An 18,095-nucleotide genomic window follows, 5' to 3' on the forward strand; every position below is an offset into this window, starting at 1 on the left:
GCGGGCCGCGCTACTGCACGGGGCGTGCGCGGCGGGCTGTTTTGGTTATAATCGTCCGCAGCCTAAATAGGGACGTCTCATGAAAAAACGCTTTGTATCCTTGCTCGCCGCGCTGTTGCTGGCGGGTTGTGCCACGGTAGACACCCAGGATGAAACCCGCGGCTGGTCGGTAGACCGCATTTATTCCGAAGCCCGCGACGAGCTCAACGGCGGCAACTATACGCGCGCCATCAAGCTGTATGAGACGCTGCAAGCCCGCTACCCGTATGGCAAGCATGCCCAGCAGGCGCTGATGGAGCAGGCTTACACCCATTACAAGGATGGCGAGCCGGAACTGGCGGTGGCAGCGGCCAACCGTTTCATTCGTCTGTACCCGACGCACCCGAGCGTGGACTACATGTACTACCTGAAGGGCCTGGTGTACTACAACGATGACACCTCCTTCCTGTCGCGCATGACCGGCCAGGACATGAGCGAACGCGATCCGAAGGCGGTGCGTGATTCCTACTCCGCGTTCCGCGAACTGATCGTCCGCTTCCCGCAAAGCCAGTATGCCGACGATGCCACCGAAAAAATGCAGCGCCTGGTGGTGGCGCTGGGCGGCAACGAAATGCACGTGGCGCGCTACTACATGAAGCGCGGCGCCTGGATGGCGGCAATCAGCCGTGCGCAAACCGTGCTGAAAGAGTACGGCAATACCGGCTACAACGACGAGGCGCTGGCGATCATGACCGTGGCTTACGACAAGCTGGGCATGAAGGACCTGAGCCAGGACAGTCTGCGGGTGCTGAAGCTGAACTATCCGCAAAGCCAGTTTGCTACCCAGCAATGGCGTGGCAAAGAACTGCCGTGGTGGCAGTTCTGGGGTTGATCTCCACACAATGAAAAACGGCGCCTGCACAGGCGCCGTTTTGTTTGCTGTCGCGTGGCCTAGACCGCGTCTTCGCCAGTCTCGCCAGTACGGATGCGCACCACCTGTTCTACCGAGGTCACGAAAATCTTGCCGTCGCCGATCTTGCCGGTGCGGGCGCTGCTGACAATGGATTCAAGGGCGCGGTCTACCAGGTCGTCGGCAATGACTACCTCTATTTTCACCTTGGGCAGGAAATCCACCACGTATTCGGCGCCGCGATACAGCTCGGTATGGCCTTTCTGGCGGCCGAAGCCCTTGACCTCGGTGACGGTCAGGCCATTGATGCCGATTTCGGATAGCGCCTCGCGCACTTCGTCGAGCTTGAATGGCTTGATGATGGCTTCTATCTTTTTCATGTTCGCAACTCCTTGATTTTTCTTGGCTAACCGGATGGGTGGCATGGCGGCTGTCAGACAATAATCTGGATGCGGCCTTAAAAATATGAGTGATTCCGTGTATTATGACGCGCTTTCCAGATCCTTGTCTCACCTTGTTGCGGGAACCCAATGTCGCACATTCTCAAGCTGCGGGGCGGTGCTGCCCTGTCCCAGTTCCGACTTGATAAACTCCTCCAGGCTGCACGCGAAGCGGGTCTACCCGATCTGACTATCGCTGCGGAATACTGGCATTTCGCCGAAAGCGACATGCCGCTGACCGAGTCGCAAGTCGCCGTTCTGGAAAAACTGCTGACCTATGGCGAGCCGCCGCTGGCGCAAGAGCCGACAGGCGAGTTGTTCCTGGTTACCCCGCGTCTGGGTACGCTGTCGCCGTGGGCCTCCAAAGCCACCGATATCGCCAGTCACTGCGGTCTGGAAGTCATCCAGCGCATCGAACGCGGTATTGCGTATCGCGTGCAATCCGCCACTACATTGAATACCGAGGCTCGCCAACGTCTGGCGGGCCTCTTGCACGATAGAATGACCGAAACGGTGCTGCCGTCGCTGGACGACGCGGGCCGCCTGTTCGTGCACGTCGATCCGCAACCGCTGACCAGCGTGGACATCCTGGGCGGTGGCAAAGCGGCTCTGGATGCGGCCAACGCCGACATGGGCCTGGCGCTGTCGCCGGACGAAGTCGACTACCTGGTGGAAAACTTCATCAAGCTGGAGCGCAACCCGACCGACGTCGAGCTGATGATGTTTGCGCAGGCCAACTCCGAGCACTGTCGCCACAAGATCTTCAACGCCCAGTTCATCGTGGACGGTGAAGAGAAGGCCAAGTCGCTGTTCCGCATGATCCGCGATACCCACGACGCGCACCCACAGGGCACCCGCGTGGCGTACAAGGACAATGCCTCGGTAATCGAAGGTGCCACCATTGAGCGCCTGTATCCGCAGCCGGGTAGCAACACCTATGCCTACAGCGAAGAGCCGACCCACATCCTGATGAAGGTGGAAACCCACAACCACCCGACCGCGATTTCCCCGTTCCCCGGTGCTTCCACCGGTAACGGTGGCGAGATCCGCGACGAAGGAGCCACCGGCCGCGGTTCGCGTCCGAAGGCGGGTCTGACCGGTTTCACCGTCTCCAACCTGAACATCCCTGGCTTTGAACAGCCGTGGGAGTCGCCGTCCTACGGCAAGCCGGGTCGCATCGCCTCCGCGCTCGACATCATGCTCGAAGGCCCGATCGGCGGCGCCGCATTCAACAACGAATTCGGCCGCCCGAACCTGACCGGTTACTTCCGTACCTTTGAAGAAGACTTCCAGGGCGAGCGCCGTGGCTACCACAAGCCGATCATGATCGCCGGTGGCCTGGGCAGCATCCAGGAACAGCAGATCTTCAAGAACGAGATTCCGGAAGGCGCGCTGCTGATCCAGCTGGGTGGTCCCAGTCTGCTGATCGGCCTGGGCGGTGGTGCGGCATCCTCGATGGATACCGGCGCCAACAGCGAGAACCTGGACTTCGACTCGGTACAGCGCGGCAACCCGGAAATCGAACGCCGCTGCCAGGAAGTGATCGACCGCTGCTGGCAGCGCGGTGCGGCCAACCCCATCGTGTCGCTGCACGACGTTGGCGCCGGCGGCCTGTCCAACGCCTTTCCGGAGCTGGTGAACGACGCCGGCCGTGGCGCCATCTTCCATCTGCGCAAGGTGCACCTGGAAGAAAAGGGCATGACCCCGATGCAGATCTGGTCCAACGAATCGCAAGAGCGTTACGTGCTGGCCATCCTGCCGCAGGATCTGGACACCTTCACCGCCATCTGCGAGCGCGAACGCTGCCCGTTTGCCGTGCTGGGCGTGGCTACCGATGACGGCCACCTGCAGGTACGCGACGACCACTTCGACAACAACCCGGTAGACATGCCGCTGAACGTGCTGCTGGGCAAACCGCCGCGTATGACCCGCGACGTGAAGTCCAAGACCGTGGTGACCGGCGAGCTGAACGGCGCCCAGTACCAGCTGAAAGAATCGGCCTACCGTGTGCTGCGCAACCCGACCGTGGCCGACAAGTCGTTCCTGATCACCATCGGCGACCGTACCGTGGGCGGCATGACCGCGCGCGACCAGATGGTCGGCCCGTGGCAGGTGCCGGTGGCCGACGTGGCGGTGACCACCATGGGCTTCAACACCACGCTGGGCGAAGCTATGGCCATGGGTGAGCGTACCCCGGCCGCGCTGTTCGATGCGCCGGCTTCCGGCCGCATGGCGGTGGGCGAGTCGCTGCTGAACCTGGCCGCGGCCAACGTGGGCGAGCTGGGCAACGTCAAGCTGTCCGCCAACTGGATGGCCGCTGCCGGCCACCCGGGCGAAGAGGCCAACCTGTACGCCACCGTGCAGGCGGTATCGGATATCTGCCAGCAGATCGACGTGAGCATTCCGGTAGGCAAGGACTCGCTGTCGATGAAGACGGTATGGCAGGACGGCGACGACAAGAAGGCCGTTACCGCGCCGCTGTCGGTAATCATCTCCGCGTTTGCGCCGGTAGCCGACGTGCGCAAGACCGTTACCCCGCAGCTGCAGGCCGCCGACAGCGCGCTGCTGCTGCTGGACCTGGGCGCCGGCAACAACCGCCTGGGTGGTTCGGTATTCGGCCAGGTATGGAAGGACATGTCCGGCCAGGCGCCGGACGTGGACAGCGCCGAACAGCTGGCTGCCGCCTTCACCGTGATCCAGTCGCTGGTGGACGATGGCAAGCTGCTGTCCTACCACGACCGTTCCGACGGCGGCCTGTTCGCCACCGTGGCCGAAATGTGCTTTGCCGGCCACCTGGGTGCGCAGATCGAGCTGTCGGTACTGACCGGCGGTGATGTAGCCAAGGTCAATGCCGTACTGTTCAACGAAGAGCTGGGCGCGGTGCTGCAAGTGGCAGCCGACGAGATCGACAACGTGCTCAAGCGTTTCGACATCATGGGCCTGTCGCAGCTGGTAACCGTAATTGGCACCCCGTCCGACGACGGCGTGCTGCGCCTGGTGCACGGCGACGCCGAACTGTTTGCCGAAAGCCGCGTAGCCCTGCAGCAGGCCTGGTCCGAGACCAGCTACCGCCTGCAGCGCCTGCGTGACAACCCGGCCGGCGCCGACAGCGAATACGCGCAGATTGCCGACAGCAACGTGCGTGGCCTGTTTGCCGAGCTGACCTTCGATACCGAAGAAAACCCGGCGGCACCGTTCATCGCCACTGGCGCGCGTCCGCGTATCGCCGTACTGCGCGAGCAGGGCGTGAACGGCCAGATCGAAATGGCCGCCGCCTTCACCCGCGCCGGCTTCGAGGCGGTGGACGTGCACATGTCCGACATCATCGCCGGCCGTGTACAGCTGGCCGACTACAAGGGCCTGGCGGCCTGCGGCGGCTTCAGCTACGGCGACGTGCTGGGCGCTGGCGAAGGCTGGGCGAAGAGCATCCTGTTCAACAGCCAGGCACGCGAGCAGTTCGAGGCCTTCTTCGGCCGCGGCGACACCTTCGCGCTGGGCGTGTGCAACGGCTGCCAGATGATGTCCAATCTGTCGGACATCATCCCGGGGGCGCAGTACTGGCCGAAGCTGAAGCGCAATGCTTCCGAGCAGTTCGAAGCCCGCTTCGCCATGGTGGAAGTGACCGAGTCGCCGTCCATCTTCCTGCAGGACATGATCGGCTCCAAGCTGCCGGTAGTGGTGTCGCACGGCGAAGGCCGCGCTGTATTCGCACCGGGTCACCAGCAGCAGGTGCTGACCGCGCTGCGCTACGTGGACTTCAACGGTCAGCCGACCGAAACCTACCCGCTGAACCCGAACGGTTCGCCGGCAGGCATCACCGGTGTCACCACGGCGGACGGTCGCTTCACCATCATGATGCCGCACCCGGAGCGCGTGTTCCGCAGCGTGCAGAACAGCTGGCACCCGCAGGGCTGGGGCGAAAACGGCGGCTGGTTCCGCATGTTCGCCAGCGCCCGCCGCTGGATCGGCTAAGCCGGATACTGCCAGTTACATAAACGCCCCGTTTGGGGCGTTTTTTTTGTCCGCTGCCAGAGTTGCGCCGTGGACACGTTGGCTGCAAGCGCGTGGTTGACCACGGCGGACGACAGCTCCGGCTTTTTTCTGTCGTTATCGGCGGCATGTCTCGCAAGGTGGCATGCCGCTTGCTGTATGTCCGGTATGCAAAAACAGCAGACAAGGAATCAGGCGGTGCTGACGGTGATGCTGGTCAACGATGGCTCGGGCAAGGCAGCGGCGCTGAAGCAGGCGCTGGCCGCTGCCGGCGTGCGCGTGGTGGCGGAGGTGGAGGCCAACCTGCACCTGGCCGACGTGCTGGCCGCCGCGCGCCCGGACGTGGTGCTGATCGACAGCGATGCCCCGTCGCGCGACATGCTGGAGCAAGTCTGCGTGATGGGCGACCAGCATGGCCAGCCGGTGGTGATGTTCACCGGCGACGACAACCGCGACACCATTCGTGCGGCGCTGCAGGCCGGCGTGGCGGCCTATGTGGTGGGAGAGGTGGAGTCCAGCCGCATTCAGGCCCTGCTGGAAGTGGCGATCGCCCGCCACCAGATCGAACAATCCCGCCGTGCCGAGCTGGCCGATGCCCAGCGCCAGCTGGCCGATCGCAAGCTCGTCGAAAAAGCCAAGGGTCTGTTGATGCAGATGAAAGGCCTGGACGAGCCGACGGCGTATAAACAATTGCGCGAACGCGCGATGAAACAGCAGAAAAAACTGGTGGAAGTGGCGCAGGAAATCATCAGTCTGGCCGAATGGCTGCAGAACTGATGGCTGGTGCGTGCTGCGCCATGGTGCGGCGATGCACCAAGCTGATGCAGCCTGCTGCCCGACCGTGCCGTGCCGGCACGGTCTCAAACAAGGAGCACGAGCATTGATTGCCGCTAACAGCATGCCGGTGGGAACGCCGGAAAAAACCGTGGTCAAGGTAGGCTACCTGCCGCTGACCGACTGTGCCGCGGTGATCGTGGCCGCGGCGCTGGGGTTCGACAAACGCTACGGCATCACCATCCAGCCATCGCGCGAGGCCAGTTGGGCCGCCGTGCGGGACAAGCTGCTGATGGGCGAGCTGGATGCCTCGCACGCGCTGTACGGCCTGATCTACGGCGTACATCTGGGGCTGGGTGGCCTGCAAAAAGACATGGCCGTGCTGATGACGCTCAACCAGAACGGGCAGGGCATTACCCTGGCGGCACAGTTGGCCGCAGAGGGGGTACGTGGCGGAGCCGAGCTGGCGCGGCTGCTGCAGCGGGCGCCGCGGCAGTTTACCTTTGCGCAGACCTTTCCCACCGGCACCCACGCCATGTGGCTGTACTACTGGCTGGCGGCGCACGGCATCCATCCGCTGGCTCAGGTGAAAACCATCGTGGTACCGCCGCCGCTGATGGTGGCGGCGCTGCGCGCCGGGCAGATGGATGGTTATTGCGCCGGCGAGCCGTGGCACAGCCTGGCGGCGGCCGAGGGCGTCGGCTTTACCGTGGCCAGCAGCGGCGACATCTGGCCGGATCATCCGGAAAAAGTGTTGGGGACCACGGCCGAATGGGCGGTGGCCAACCCGGCAACTGCGTGTGCGCTGATTGCGGCACTGCTGGATGCCTCGCGCTTCGTGGACGATGTGCGCAACCGCGAGGTGGTGGCCGGGCTGCTGGCGGAAAACGCCGGCCTGCCGCTACCGGCCGGGGTGCTGAATGCTGGCTTGTCCGGCACCTGCGTCGCCGGCGGGTTGAAGTGTTTCGACGATGGCCGGGTGAATTATCCGTATCTGTCGGACGGCATGTGGTTCCTCACCCAGTACCGGCGCTGGGGGCTGCTGCGTGAGGAGCCGGATTACCTCACCGTTGCCCGGCAGATCAACCAGCTGGCGCTGTATCAGCAGGCGGCGCAAATGGCCGGCGTGGCGTTGCCGGCTAGCAGCATGCGCAGCAGCCGCCTGATCGATGGCGTGCTGTGGGATGGCCGCGATCCTGCCGGCTATGCGGTGGGTTTCCCGGTGCAGGGGGCAACGCAGGAAGAATGGGATGCCAGCCAGCGCCAGGCGGCGTGGCAATAACACGCCGCGCCGGCAACGCGGCAGCCTTGCGCTGTGCGGCAGCAGGCCGGGCGCCAAGTCGGGGACGGGCAATAAAAAACCGGGCGCGAGGCCCGGTTTTTATCATCACAGCGGCGACGGCTTAGCGTGCCTGGCGGCGCAAGCCGAACAAGACGCTGCACCAGAACACACCATAGGCCAGCACCACACTCAGCGCCGGCTGCGCGCGGTAGCCGGTGAAAGTGGCCAGGAAGCCCCCCACGCTGCCGTTGTCGCTCAACAGCGCGCTGCTGTCCCATACCGGGTCCAGCAGGGTAGGCAACAGGTCGAGGTTGATCGCCCGTTCGCAGGCATTCACCAGTAGCGAGGCGGCCAGCAACAGCAGCAACACTTCGCTGATGCGGAAAAAACGCTGCCAGGTCAGGAAGCGGCTGCTTTGCTGCAACAGCCAGAACGTTCCCCAGGCCAGCAACACACCCAGTGGCAGCATCAGCCAGAACAGCGGGTTGCCGCCTTCACCGGTGCCAAGGCCATAGAGAAACACCACCGCTTCCGAGCTTTCGCGCGCCACGGCCAGCGCCACCACCACCAGCATGCCCCACCAGTTGGCCTGCTGCTGCGCCTGCGCCAGGCTGCTTTCCAGCTCGCGCTTGAGCTTGCGGCCATGGGCGCGCATCCAGAACACCATCTGCACGATCAACACGGCGGCAACGCCCACCATGCCCAGCTGGAAGTATTCCAGCCCGGTATCGGTCAGCACATCGGCAATGCCGACAATGGCGAAGGCCAGCAGAATGGCCAGCCCGACGCCAACTGCCACGCCGCCCCACAAGAAGCGCATGCCGGTGCCGTGGCCGTGCTGTTTCAGCCAGCTGTGCAGGATGCCTACCACCAGCATGGCTTCGACGGTTTCCCGCCAGACGATGAAAAGTGCGTTACCCATGATGTGCCTGCTGCTTACTTGGCGACAACTTCGCCCTTGGCTTTGTCTTCGTTGAACTCGTCAAAGAACTTGTAGCTGCCGGCTTTCAGTGCCTTCACTTTCACCTGGGCGGTCTTGCCGGCGGCAATCACTTTTTCCACGTGCAGCTGCTTGCTCTCGAACTCCACTGCTTTCTTGCCGGTGTTCTGCACTTCGATCACGAAGGCCTGGCCGGCGGTCACATTCAGCTGCGCCGGGGTGAAGCCGTTTTCGTTGGCGGTGATCTTTACCACGTTGTCGGCAGCGGCAGCCGACAGGGCGATGGTGGCAAGGGCGAGGGCGGCGGCAAATTTGCGCATGGTCTACTCCGGTTAAGCGGTGTTGGGATTCGGGGTTATTGTAATACAGCTACAAACAAGAATGAATCGCGATAGTGTTCTGTTACAAAACAACCCAAGCTGGCGCCGTAAGTATCGCTTCGGTGCGGCCGTGCACCACATTCTGGCGAAAACGTCGGCAAAACCGCGAAAATTGATGCTTTGCAGCAGGCACGGCGCTTGCTCAGTAGTCGGCACAGACCTGGCTGCCAATGGCGGCGCCGGGCCCGGACAACGAGGTCCGCCGCGCAGCACTCCATGCTGCGTCGCGGGCCTTTTTTGCGTTTTGTGGCGACGACTGGCAAGGGAGCAATACAAATGAGCAAGGACTTCTGGAAAGCAGGGCATACCCCCACGCTGCTGATGGCGTTTCTGTATTTCGATCTGAGTTTCATGGTGTGGTACATCCTGGGGCCGTTGGCGATCCAGATCGCCGCCGACCTGCACCTGAGTGCGCAGCAGCGCGGGCTGATGGTGGCAACGCCGATTCTGGCCGGCGCCATTCTGCGCTTCGGCATGGGCTTGATCGTGGACCGGCTGTCGGCGCGCACCGCCGGCATTATCGGCCAGGTGGTGGTGATGCTGGCGCTGGGCGCGGCCTGGGTGCTGGGCATTCACAGCTTTGAGCACGCGCTGCTGCTGGGCGTGTTCCTCGGCGTCGCCGGGGCGGCCTTTGCGGTATCACTGCCGCTGGCGTCGCAGTGGTATCCGCCGGAGCATCAGGGCAAGGCGATGGGCATTGCCGGTGCCGGCAACTCCGGCACGGTATTCGCCGCGCTGCTGGCGCCAGGGTTGGCCGCAGCTTTCGGCTGGGAGAACGTGTTCGGCATGGCGGTGCTGCCGCTGGGCATCGTGTTCGTGCTGTTCTGCCTGTTTGCCAAGAACGCGCCGCAGCGTCCGGCGCCCAAGGCCATGGCCGACTATCTGCGCGTACTGGGCGACAAGGACAGCTGGTGGTTCATGTTCTTCTACTGCGTGACCTTTGGCGGCTTTGCCGGCCTGGCCAGCGCCTTGCCCGGCTACTTCCATGACCAGTACGGTCTGGGCGCCGTCACCGCCGGCTACTACACCGCGGCCTGCGTGTTTGCCGGCTCGCTGATGCGCCCGCTGGGCGGTGCGCTGGCCGACCGTATCGGTGGCATTCGCACCCTGCTGGTGGTGTACACCCTGGCGGCGCTGCTGATCGCCGTGGTCGGTGTCGGGCTGTCGCAGAGTCTGGCGCTGGCGCTGTTTGTCGGTGCCATGCTGGCGCTGGGTTGCGGTAACGGCGCGGTGTTCCAGCTGGTGCCGCAACGCTTCCGCAAGGAAATCGGCGTGATGACCGGCCTGATCGGCATGGCCGGCGGCATTGGCGGCTTCCTGCTGGCGGCCGGCCTGGGTCTGGTCAAGCAGCACACCGGCAACTACCAGCTGGGGCTGTGGCTGTTCGCCAGCCTGGGGCTGGTGGCCTGGGTGGGCCTGTACGCGGTGAAACTGCGCTGGCGCACCACCTGGGGCTCGTCCAGCGTGACGGCAGCCCGGGTATAAGGCAGCGGCCGGGCCGGCAGCGCTGGCCTGGCGATTAAGCGCCACCCGTTCCCTCCCACCGCCAGCCTGAGGCCGGGCGCAGGGAGGGAACGGCGTGGCAGCAAGCAAACCGGCAGTGGGCGCGGCAACCAGCCGTCGCCCACCGCGTTGTTAACGGCGCCGTCTGGGCGGTTGCCGCGCGCCGGCCGCGCTGAGCGGCTTGGCGCAACTGCATTGCAGGGAGACACCATGGCGTTGCAACTGACTATCGGCCAGTGCTCGGAACCGGGCCGGCGCGAGCGCAACGAAGACGCGCTGGGCTGGTGCCTACCGGATGGCGAGGTGCTGGCCGGCAAGGGCGCCTTGTTCGCGCTGGCCGACGGCGTCTCCGGCTGTGCCGACGGCAAGTTGGCCGCCAGCTCCAGCGTGCGCGCGGTGTGCGCCGATTACTACGCCACGCCGGAAACCTGGGAAGTCTCCGCCGCGCTGGACCGGCTGCTGGGCGCGCACAATCGCTGGCTGCGCAGCCAGGGGCGCTCGCTGGTGGCCACGCTGTCGGTGCTGGTGCTGCGCGGGCGGCGCTTTACCGTGGCACACGTCGGCGACTGCCGCGTCTACCGCCTGAACCGCGACGGCCTGCGCTGCCTGACCGTCGACCACGTGTGGGAAGAACCGTCGCTGCGGCATGTGCTCAAGCGCGGCATGGGGCTGGATGCCCACGTGGTGGCAGATTTCAGCGATGGCGACCTGCAGCCGGGCGATGTGTTCGCGCTGCTGTGCGACGGTATCTGGAACGCGCTGGGCGATTTGCGCATCGACGAGTTGCTGCGGCTGCATGCCGATCCGCAGCGGGCGGCGGCGGTGCTGGTGGAGGCGGCGCTGGCCGCCGGCAGCCAGGACAATGTGTCGGCGCTGCTGCTGCGGGTGGACGAACTGCCTGCGGCCAACCTTGGCGACGAATTCTCGCGCGGCGAGGCGCTGCTGCCACCGCCGGCGCTCAAGCCCGGCCAGCAGTTCGAAGGGCTGAAGGTAGAAGAAAAACTGCATGCCTCGCCATCCGGCATCGCCTATCGCGTCAGCGATGCCGCCGGCCGGCGCTGGGTGCTGAAGACGCTGCCGGCGACGCTGGCCGGCGACCGCGAGGCGGCGCAGTCGCTGCTGGTGGAAGAATGGCTGCAGCGCCGTGTCAGCTCGCCGTATTTTGCCGAAGTGGCGCCGCTGCCGGCGCGCAGTCACCTGTACTACCTGCTGCGCTGGTACGACGGCCACACCCTGACGCAACGTGCCGGCGACGGCCAGAGCAGTGTGGCCGAGGTGGTGCTGACCGGGCTGGCGCTCACCCGCGCGCTGGCCACCCTGCACCGGCTGGGCATCGTGCATCGCGATGTGAAGCCGGACAATGTGCACCTGGGGCGCGATGGCCAGCTGCGCTTGCTGGATCTGGGCGTGGCCTGGTGTGCCGGCATCAGCGGCGAGGAGCAGGGCGGCAGCGCCGGCACGCCATCGTTCATGGCGCCGCAGCTGTTCGACGGCGCCGCGGCCGATGCCGGCAGCGATCTGTACGCGCTGGGCGTCACCCTGTACTGGCTGCTGTGCGGCCGCTACCCGTATGGCGAGATCGAGGCGTTTCAGCGTCCGCATTTCGGCGCCCCGCAGCCGGTCAGCCGCTACCGGCCGGATGTGCCGCTGTGGCTGGAACGGGTGCTGGCCAAGGCAGTGGACCCGAACGCGGCGCGCCGTTTCGAAACCGCCGAGGAATTCCGCCTGGCACTGGAGCGCGGCGACAGCCAGCCGGTTACCGCCCGCCAGCACGTGCCGTGGGCCGAGCGGCTGTCGATGCGGGTGTGGCGCCGCGTGGCGCTGTGGTCGCTGCTGATCAATTTGCTGTTGTTGTACGCGCTGCTGCTGCACTGAGCCGCGTGTTCCCCTGTTCGCCCCGGCCTTGCCGGGGTGTTTTTTTGGGGGAGCAGGCCGGCGGGCGAGGGCGAACGGCCGCCCGGCTGCCCACCAGCGGTGCGGTTTCCCTGTTTTCGTGCCGCAATGCACCAAGCCAAGGCAAAGGTTGGCCGCAAACGGCGGAAACCAGTGCCGGCAAGCTGGCACGCCAGTTGCTAAACAGTGTCACGTAAAGGTCTCTTGTGCCAATGGCGGCGCAGGAGCGGGACAAAGAGGTCCGTTGCCGTGGGGGTTCCCCGTGGCAGCGGGCTTTTTTTTTTGGTCTGTACCGCAGCAATGCCGCGGTGGTGCAGCCGGCAAGAAAGGATGCAACGCGATGGACAAACAGAAATTGGTCATGGTGGGCAATGGCATGGCCGGGGTGCGCACGCTGGAAGAGCTGCTGAAACTGGCCCCCGATGCCTACGACATCACCGTATTCGGCGCCGAGCCGCACGCCAACTACAACCGCATCATGCTGTCGCCGGTACTGACCGGCGAGCAGACGCTGCCGGAAATCATGCTCAACGACGTGGACTGGTATGCCGACAACGGCATCACCCTGCATTTGGGCAAGCCGGTGGTGGAGATCGACCGTGGCCGCCGCACGGTGCGCGCCGCCGACGGCACCGCGGTGCCGTATGACCGCCTGCTGCTGGCCACCGGCTCCAACCCGTTCATCCTGCCGGTGCCCGGCAAGGACCTGCCGGGGGTGGTGACTTTCCGTGACATCGCCGATGTGAACCAGATGATCGACGCTGCCGGCAGCCATCAGCATGCGGTGGTGATCGGCGGCGGCCTGTTGGGGCTGGAAGCAGCCAACGGCCTGTTGGCGCGCGGCATGAGCGTGACCGTGGTGCACCTGGGCGAATGGCTGCTGGATCGCCAGCTGGACAAGACCGCGGCGCAGCTGCTGCAGCAGAGCCTGGAAGCCAAGGGCCTGAAGTTCCTGCTGCAGAAGCAGACCGCCGAGCTGGTGCAGGGCGAAAGCGGCCGCGTGTGCGCGGTGCGCTTCAAGGATGGCGATGCGGTGCCGGCCGATCTGGTGGTGATGGCGGTGGGCATTCGTCCCAACTACACCCTGGCCGAGCAGTCCGGGCTGTACTGCGACCGCGGCGTGGTGGTGAATGACTTCCTGCAGACTTTCGACCCGCGCGTGTACGCGGTGGGCGAGTGCGTCAGTCACCGTGGCGTCAGCTACGGCCTGGTGGCGCCGCTGTTCGACATGGCCAAGGTGGCGGCCAACCATCTGGCCAACTACGGCATCGCCCGCTACGTGCCGGCGGCCACCTCCACCAAGCTCAAGGTGACCGGCATCGACGTGTTCTCCGCCGGCGATTTCAACGGCGGCGATGGCTGTGAGCAGATCACCCTATCCGACCCGATGGGCGGCGTGTACAAGAAGCTGATCGTGAAGGAAGACAAGCTGGTGGGCGCCTGCCTGTACGGCGACACCGCCGACGGCGGCTGGTACTTCCGCCTGATCCGCGAAGGCCACGCGGTGCACGAAATCCGCGACCAGCTGATGCTGGGCGAAGGCGCCATCGGCGATACCGGCCACGCCGGCCAGAATCGCGCCATGAGCATGCCGGACGAGGCCGAAGTGTGCGGCTGCAACGGCGTGTGCAAGGGCACCATCGTCAAGGCGATCCAGGAAAAGGGCCTGTTCACCGTCGACGACGTGAAGAAGCACACCAAGGCGGCCAGCTCCTGCGGCTCCTGTACCGGCCTGGTGGAGCAGATCCTGATCAACTGCGTCGGCGGCGCCGCCGACGTGAAGCCGAAGGCGGAGAAAGCCATCTGCGGTTGCAGCGACATGAACCACGGCCAGCTGCGGCAGGCGATTCGCGACAAGCACCTCATCACCCTGGCCGACACCTTCCGCCAGCTGGCCTGGCGCAGTCCGGACGGCTGTGCCAGCTGCCGCCCGGCGGTGAACTACTACCTGATTTCCACCTGGCCGGGCGAGGCGAAGGATGACCCGCAGTCGCGCTTCATCAACGAGCGCGTGCACGCCAACATCCAGAAGGACGGCACCTACTCGGTGGTGCCGCGCATGTGGGGCGGGGTGACCAACCCGTCCGAGCTGCGCCGCATCGCCGACGTGGCCGACAAGTATGAAATCCCGATGGTGAAGGTGACCGGCGGCCAACGTATCGACCTGCTGGGGGTGAAGAAGGAAGACCTGCCCAAGGTGTGGCAGGAGCTGGACATGCCGTCCGGCCACGCCTACGGCAAATCCTTGCGCACGGTGAAAACCTGCGTCGGCAGCGAGTTCTGCCGCTTCGGCACCCAGGATTCCACCCAGATGGGCATCGACCTGGAAAAAGACCTGTTCGGCATGTGGAGCCCGGCCAAGGTCAAGCTGGCGGTGTCCGGCTGCCCGCGCAACTGCGCCGAATCCGGCATCAAGGACGTGGGCATCATCGGCGTGGATTCCGGCTGGGAGCTGTACATCGGCGGCAACGGCGGCATCAAGACCGAGGTGGCGGAGTTCTTCTGCAAGGTGAAGACCCGCGAAGAAGTCATGGAATACAGCGGCGCCTTCCTGCAGCTGTACCGCGAGGAGGCGTTCTACCTGGAGCGCACCGTGCACTTCCTGCAGCGCGTCGGCATGGACTACATCAAGCAGCGCGTGCTGAGCGACAACATTGGCCGCAGCGAGCTGTATGCGCGGCTGAAGTTCGCGCTGTCCTTCGAGCAGGACCCGTGGGCCGAGCGCTACGCCAAGGGCGTGGCCAGCCACGAATTCGCCCCGCTTACCGTGTAATGCCGTGCCCCCGGCGCCTGGCCGGGGGCCGCTCTCAAGCAAAGGAAACCAACCATGTCCGAATGGAAAGCCGTCTGCCAGCTGGCCGACATCCCGTCGCAGGGCGCCCGCGTGCTGAAACGCGAAGGCAAGGTGGACATCGCCATCTTCCGCACCGCCGATGACCAGCTGTTCGCGCTGCACGACAAGTGCCCGCACAAGGGCGGCCCGCTGTCGCAGGGCATCGTCTCCGGCCGCAGCGTGGCCTGCCCGCTGCATAACTGGCATATCGATCTGGCCACCGGCCAGGCCTGTGCGCCGGACGAAGGCTGCACCGGGCACATCGCGCTGAAGCAGGAAGCCGGCACCGTGTTCCTGGCGCTGGACTGATATTCACCCCCGGCAGGCAAGGTTGGCCGCAAGGAGACAAGACATGACAGCAACAACGGGACACAACAACACGGTCTCCTCCATCTGCTGCTACTGCGGCACCGGCTGCGGCGTGCAGGTCACCCCGCTGGGCGATGGCACGGTGCGGGTGATCGGCGACGATAGCCACCCGGCCAACTTCGGCCGCCTGTGCAGCAAGGGCCGCACCCTGGGCGACACCACCGGCCGCCCCGGCGCGCGCCTGTTGCGGCCAACCCTGCGGCTGGCGAAAGACGCGCCGGCGCAAGCAGTCAGCTGGGACAGCGCACTGGCGACGGTCAGCGACAAGCTGGCGGCGGCAATCCGCGAGCACGGCCCGGATTCGGTGGCGTTCTACCTGTCCGGCCAGCTGCTGACCGAGGACTACTACCTGTTCAACAAGCTGGCGCGCGGCCTGGTGGGCAGCAACAACATCGACACCAACTCGCGGCTGTGCATGTCCAGCGCGGTGACCGGCTACAAGCTGACGCTGGGCGCCGATGCGCCGCCGGCCTGTTACGACGACCTGGAGCTGGCCGGCTGCGTGTTCATTGCCGGCGCCAACATGGCCTATGCCCACCCGGTGCTGTTCCGCCGGCTGGAAGAGGCCAAGGCGGCCAACCCGGACATGAAGATCATCGTCGCCGACCCGCGCCGCACCGATACCGCCAGCATCGCCGACCTGTACCTGCCGGTGCTGCCCGGCACCGACGTGGCGCTGTTCCACGCCATGCTCAACGTGATGATCTGGGAAGAGCTGATCGACCGCGACTACATCGCGCAGCACACCGAAGGCTTTGCCGCATTGCGCCAGCGGCTGCGCGAATTCACCCCGCGCGCCGCCAGCGAACTGTGCGGCGTGCATGAGGACGACATCGTCACCGCGGCGCGCTGGTTTGCCAGCAGCCCGGCCACACTGTCCTGCTACACCATGGGCCTGAACCAGTACAGCAACGGCAGCGACAAGAACGCGGCGCTGATCCACCTGCACCTGGCCACCGGCCACATCGGCAAGCCCGGCGCCGGCCCGTTCTCGCTCACCGGCCAGCCCAATGCCATGGGCGGGCGCGAGGTGGGCGGGCTGGCCACCGTGCTGCCGGGCCATCGCGATCCGGCCAATGCCGCGCACCGCGCCGAGGTGGCCGCGCTGTGGCAGGTGCCGGCCCTGCCGGCGCAGCCTGGGCTGTCGGCGGTGGAGATGTTCGAGGCTGCCGCCGAGGGCAAGATCAAGGTGCTGTGGATTGCCTGTACCAACCCGGCGCAATCGCTGCCGGATCAGGCGCTGGTGCGCGCGGCGCTGGAAAGGGTGGACTGCGTCATCGTGCAGGAAGCCTTTGCCGGCAGCGAGACGCTGGCCTACGCCGACATCGTGTTGCCGGCCGCCACCTGGCCGGAGAAGGACGGCACTGTCACCAATAGCGAGCGCCGCATCAGCCGCGTGCGCGCCGCGCTGCCGGCGCCGGGCGAAGCGCGCGAGGACTGGCGCATCGTCGCCGCGGTGGCACAAAGGTTGGCCGCAACCATCGCGCCGCAGCACGTGGCGAAGTTCGCCTTTGCCGATGGCGGCAGCGTGTTTGCCGAACATGCCGCCACCACTGCCGGGCGCGATCTGGATTACAGCGCGCTCAGCTACGCCATCCTTGATGTGCACGGCCCGCAGCAATGGCCGTTCGACGGCAAGGTTGGCCGCAGCCGGCTGTACGGCGATGGCGTATTCCCCACCGCATCCGGTCGCGCGCAGTTTCTGGACGTGGCCTGGCGCACGCCGGCGGACAAGGTGTCGGCGCATTTCCCGATTCGGCTGACCACCGGCCGCCTGCGTGACCACTGGCACAGCATGAGCCGCACCGCGCTGGTGCCGACGCTGACCCGCCATGTGGAAGAACCGGCGCTGGTCATGCACCCGCGCGACATGCAGCGCCACAAGCTGCAGGCCGGCGAGCTGGTGAAGGTGCGCAACAAGCGTGGCGCCATCTACCTGCCGGTGCAGGCCGACGACAGCCTGCGTGCCGGCGTGGCCTTTATTCCCATGCATTGGGGCGGCGCAGCGTTGGGCGGGCAGGGCATCAATGCGCTGACCAGCCGCGCGCTGGACCCGCAATCGAAACAGCCAGAGCTGAAGCTGGCCGCCGTCAGCGTGGAGCCGGCCAAGCTGCCGTGGCGCGCCACACTGCTGCTGCGCGGCGACGTGCAGATGCTGCGCCCGCAGCTGGAGGCGCTGCGTGCCAGCTTTCCGTATGCGGTAGCGGTGCCGGTGAACCTGGCCGGGGCCGAACACCTGCGCCTGCGCTTGGGCGCGGCCAGCGCGCCATCGGGCGAGCTGCTGGCCGAGCTGGCTACTCGGCTGCTGCCGGCGGCGGCGATGCAGGCAGCGTTCGACGATCCGGCGCGCGGCGTGCTGCGCCGGGTGTGGCTGGAGGGCAAGACGCCGCTGGGCTTCGTGCTGGCCGGCGACGTGCGCGCCGACGCCGCGCTGACGGCGTGGCTGGATGGCGGCGACGCGCCGGAAAGCCTGGCCTCGCTGCTGCTGGGGCGCAGTAGCGGCGCGGTGCGGGCGCGGGTGGTGTGTGCCTGTGAAGGCGTGCGCGAAGACGCCATCTGCGCCGGTATCCAGCGCGGACTGGACGTGGACGGCCTCAAGCGCGAATTGCGCTGCGGCACTGGTTGCGGCTCCTGTGTGCCGGAGCTGAAGCGGCTGTGCGCCGCCTAGCGCAGAGCGGCACGGTGCTTGCTTCAGTACGGGGCCGGCGCCGGCGCTGAATATGGCTATTTGGTTATAAAAAAACGGTCTGGCAGAACTTTCGGTATTCGGTATCGTGGCAGCCTGTGCCATTGGCACAGCCG

The 18,095-nt window shown here is 65.7% G+C and carries 12 protein-coding genes; 9 read left to right on the forward strand and 3 right to left on the reverse strand.

The annotated features are described in order from the left end of the window. Positions 1-79: 79 nt before the first annotated feature. On the forward strand, positions 80-871 hold the full coding sequence (locus tag ABNW52_RS08345; protein WP_349586286.1) for an outer membrane protein assembly factor BamD: 792 nt from the start codon (positions 80-82) through the stop codon (positions 869-871). A gap of 59 nt (positions 872-930) precedes the next feature. Here the strand turns inward: ABNW52_RS08345 and ABNW52_RS08350 are convergent, their stop codons facing one another. Further along, positions 931-1,269, reverse strand: coding sequence for a P-II family nitrogen regulator (locus tag ABNW52_RS08350; RefSeq protein WP_349586288.1), 339 nt, complete (start codon positions 1,267-1,269; stop codon positions 931-933). A gap of 150 nt (positions 1,270-1,419) precedes the next feature. Between ABNW52_RS08350 and purL the strand changes: the two genes are divergently transcribed. The 3 genes from purL (at position 1,420) to ABNW52_RS08365 (ending at position 7,375) form a co-directional block, all read left to right on the forward strand. Continuing rightward, complete coding sequence (gene purL / locus ABNW52_RS08355) at positions 1,420-5,301, forward strand: phosphoribosylformylglycinamidine synthase (protein ID WP_349586291.1); 3,882 nt, start codon at positions 1,420-1,422, stop codon at positions 5,299-5,301. Between the two features lie 186 nt (positions 5,302-5,487). Next, positions 5,488-6,096 carry an ANTAR domain-containing response regulator gene (locus tag ABNW52_RS08360; protein ID WP_349586294.1) on the forward strand — a complete coding sequence of 203 codons (609 nt, stop codon included), beginning with the start codon at positions 5,488-5,490 and terminating at the stop codon, positions 6,094-6,096. A gap of 103 nt (positions 6,097-6,199) precedes the next feature. Further along, positions 6,200-7,375, forward strand: coding sequence for a CmpA/NrtA family ABC transporter substrate-binding protein (locus tag ABNW52_RS08365; protein ID WP_349586297.1), 1,176 nt, complete (start codon positions 6,200-6,202; stop codon positions 7,373-7,375). A 121-nt stretch (positions 7,376-7,496) separates the two neighbouring features. Here ABNW52_RS08365 and ABNW52_RS08370 read toward each other — a convergent pair whose 3' ends face one another. Together ABNW52_RS08370 and ABNW52_RS08375 are read right to left on the reverse strand one after the other, a co-directional pair. Further along, positions 7,497-8,297: an FTR1 family iron permease gene (locus ABNW52_RS08370; RefSeq protein WP_349586300.1), complete on the reverse strand. Its 801-nt coding sequence runs from the start codon at positions 8,295-8,297 to the stop codon at positions 7,497-7,499. Between the two features lie 14 nt (positions 8,298-8,311). Further along, positions 8,312-8,635, reverse strand: a complete 324-nt coding sequence (locus tag ABNW52_RS08375; RefSeq protein ID WP_349586303.1) for a cupredoxin domain-containing protein — start codon at positions 8,633-8,635, stop codon at positions 8,312-8,314. Positions 8,636-8,971: 336 nt separating this feature from the next. Here ABNW52_RS08375 and ABNW52_RS08380 point away from each other — a divergent pair, with 336 nt between their 5' ends. The 5 genes from ABNW52_RS08380 (at position 8,972) to ABNW52_RS08400 (ending at position 17,961) form a co-directional block, all read left to right on the forward strand. Next, positions 8,972-10,180, forward strand: coding sequence for a nitrate/nitrite transporter (locus tag ABNW52_RS08380; RefSeq protein WP_349586306.1), 1,209 nt, complete (start codon positions 8,972-8,974; stop codon positions 10,178-10,180). A gap of 228 nt (positions 10,181-10,408) precedes the next feature. After that, on the forward strand, positions 10,409-12,073 hold the full coding sequence (locus tag ABNW52_RS08385; RefSeq protein WP_349586309.1) for a bifunctional protein-serine/threonine kinase/phosphatase: 1,665 nt from the start codon (positions 10,409-10,411) through the stop codon (positions 12,071-12,073). A 358-nt stretch (positions 12,074-12,431) separates the two neighbouring features. Continuing rightward, positions 12,432-14,864, forward strand: coding sequence for a nitrite reductase large subunit NirB (nirB, locus tag ABNW52_RS08390; RefSeq protein WP_349586311.1), 2,433 nt, complete (start codon positions 12,432-12,434; stop codon positions 14,862-14,864). 54 nt (positions 14,865-14,918) lie between these two features. Then, positions 14,919-15,233 (forward strand): nitrite reductase small subunit NirD, encoded by a 315-nt coding sequence (gene nirD, locus ABNW52_RS08395; RefSeq protein WP_349586314.1) that lies wholly within the window; start codon positions 14,919-14,921, stop codon positions 15,231-15,233. Positions 15,234-15,276: 43 nt separating this feature from the next. Then, positions 15,277-17,961: a nitrate reductase gene (locus ABNW52_RS08400; protein ID WP_349586316.1), complete on the forward strand. Its 2,685-nt coding sequence runs from the start codon at positions 15,277-15,279 to the stop codon at positions 17,959-17,961. Positions 17,962-18,095 lie beyond the last annotated feature (134 nt).

Source organism: Vogesella oryzagri (assembly GCF_040148885.1).
In the GTDB taxonomy this organism is placed as follows: Bacteria; Pseudomonadota; Gammaproteobacteria; order Burkholderiales; family Chromobacteriaceae; genus Vogesella; species Vogesella oryzagri.

Coding starts and splice junctions, on each gene's coding strand:
- ABNW52_RS08345 (WP_349586286.1), top strand. CDS start 80: ATGAAAAAACGCTTTGTATCCTTGCTCGCCGCGCTGTTGCTGGCGGGT.
- ABNW52_RS08350 (WP_349586288.1), bottom strand. CDS start 1,269: ATGAAAAAGATAGAAGCCATCATCAAGCCATTCAAGCTCGACGAAGTG.
- purL (WP_349586291.1), top strand. CDS start 1,420: ATGTCGCACATTCTCAAGCTGCGGGGCGGTGCTGCCCTGTCCCAGTTC.
- ABNW52_RS08360 (WP_349586294.1), top strand. CDS start 5,488: ATGCAAAAACAGCAGACAAGGAATCAGGCGGTGCTGACGGTGATGCTG.
- ABNW52_RS08370 (WP_349586300.1), bottom strand. CDS start 8,297: ATGGGTAACGCACTTTTCATCGTCTGGCGGGAAACCGTCGAAGCCATG.
- ABNW52_RS08375 (WP_349586303.1), bottom strand. CDS start 8,635: ATGCGCAAATTTGCCGCCGCCCTCGCCCTTGCCACCATCGCCCTGTCG.
- ABNW52_RS08380 (WP_349586306.1), top strand. CDS start 8,972: ATGAGCAAGGACTTCTGGAAAGCAGGGCATACCCCCACGCTGCTGATG.
- ABNW52_RS08385 (WP_349586309.1), top strand. CDS start 10,409: ATGGCGTTGCAACTGACTATCGGCCAGTGCTCGGAACCGGGCCGGCGC.
- nirB (WP_349586311.1), top strand. CDS start 12,432: ATGGACAAACAGAAATTGGTCATGGTGGGCAATGGCATGGCCGGGGTG.
- nirD (WP_349586314.1), top strand. CDS start 14,919: ATGTCCGAATGGAAAGCCGTCTGCCAGCTGGCCGACATCCCGTCGCAG.
- ABNW52_RS08400 (WP_349586316.1), top strand. CDS start 15,277: ATGACAGCAACAACGGGACACAACAACACGGTCTCCTCCATCTGCTGC.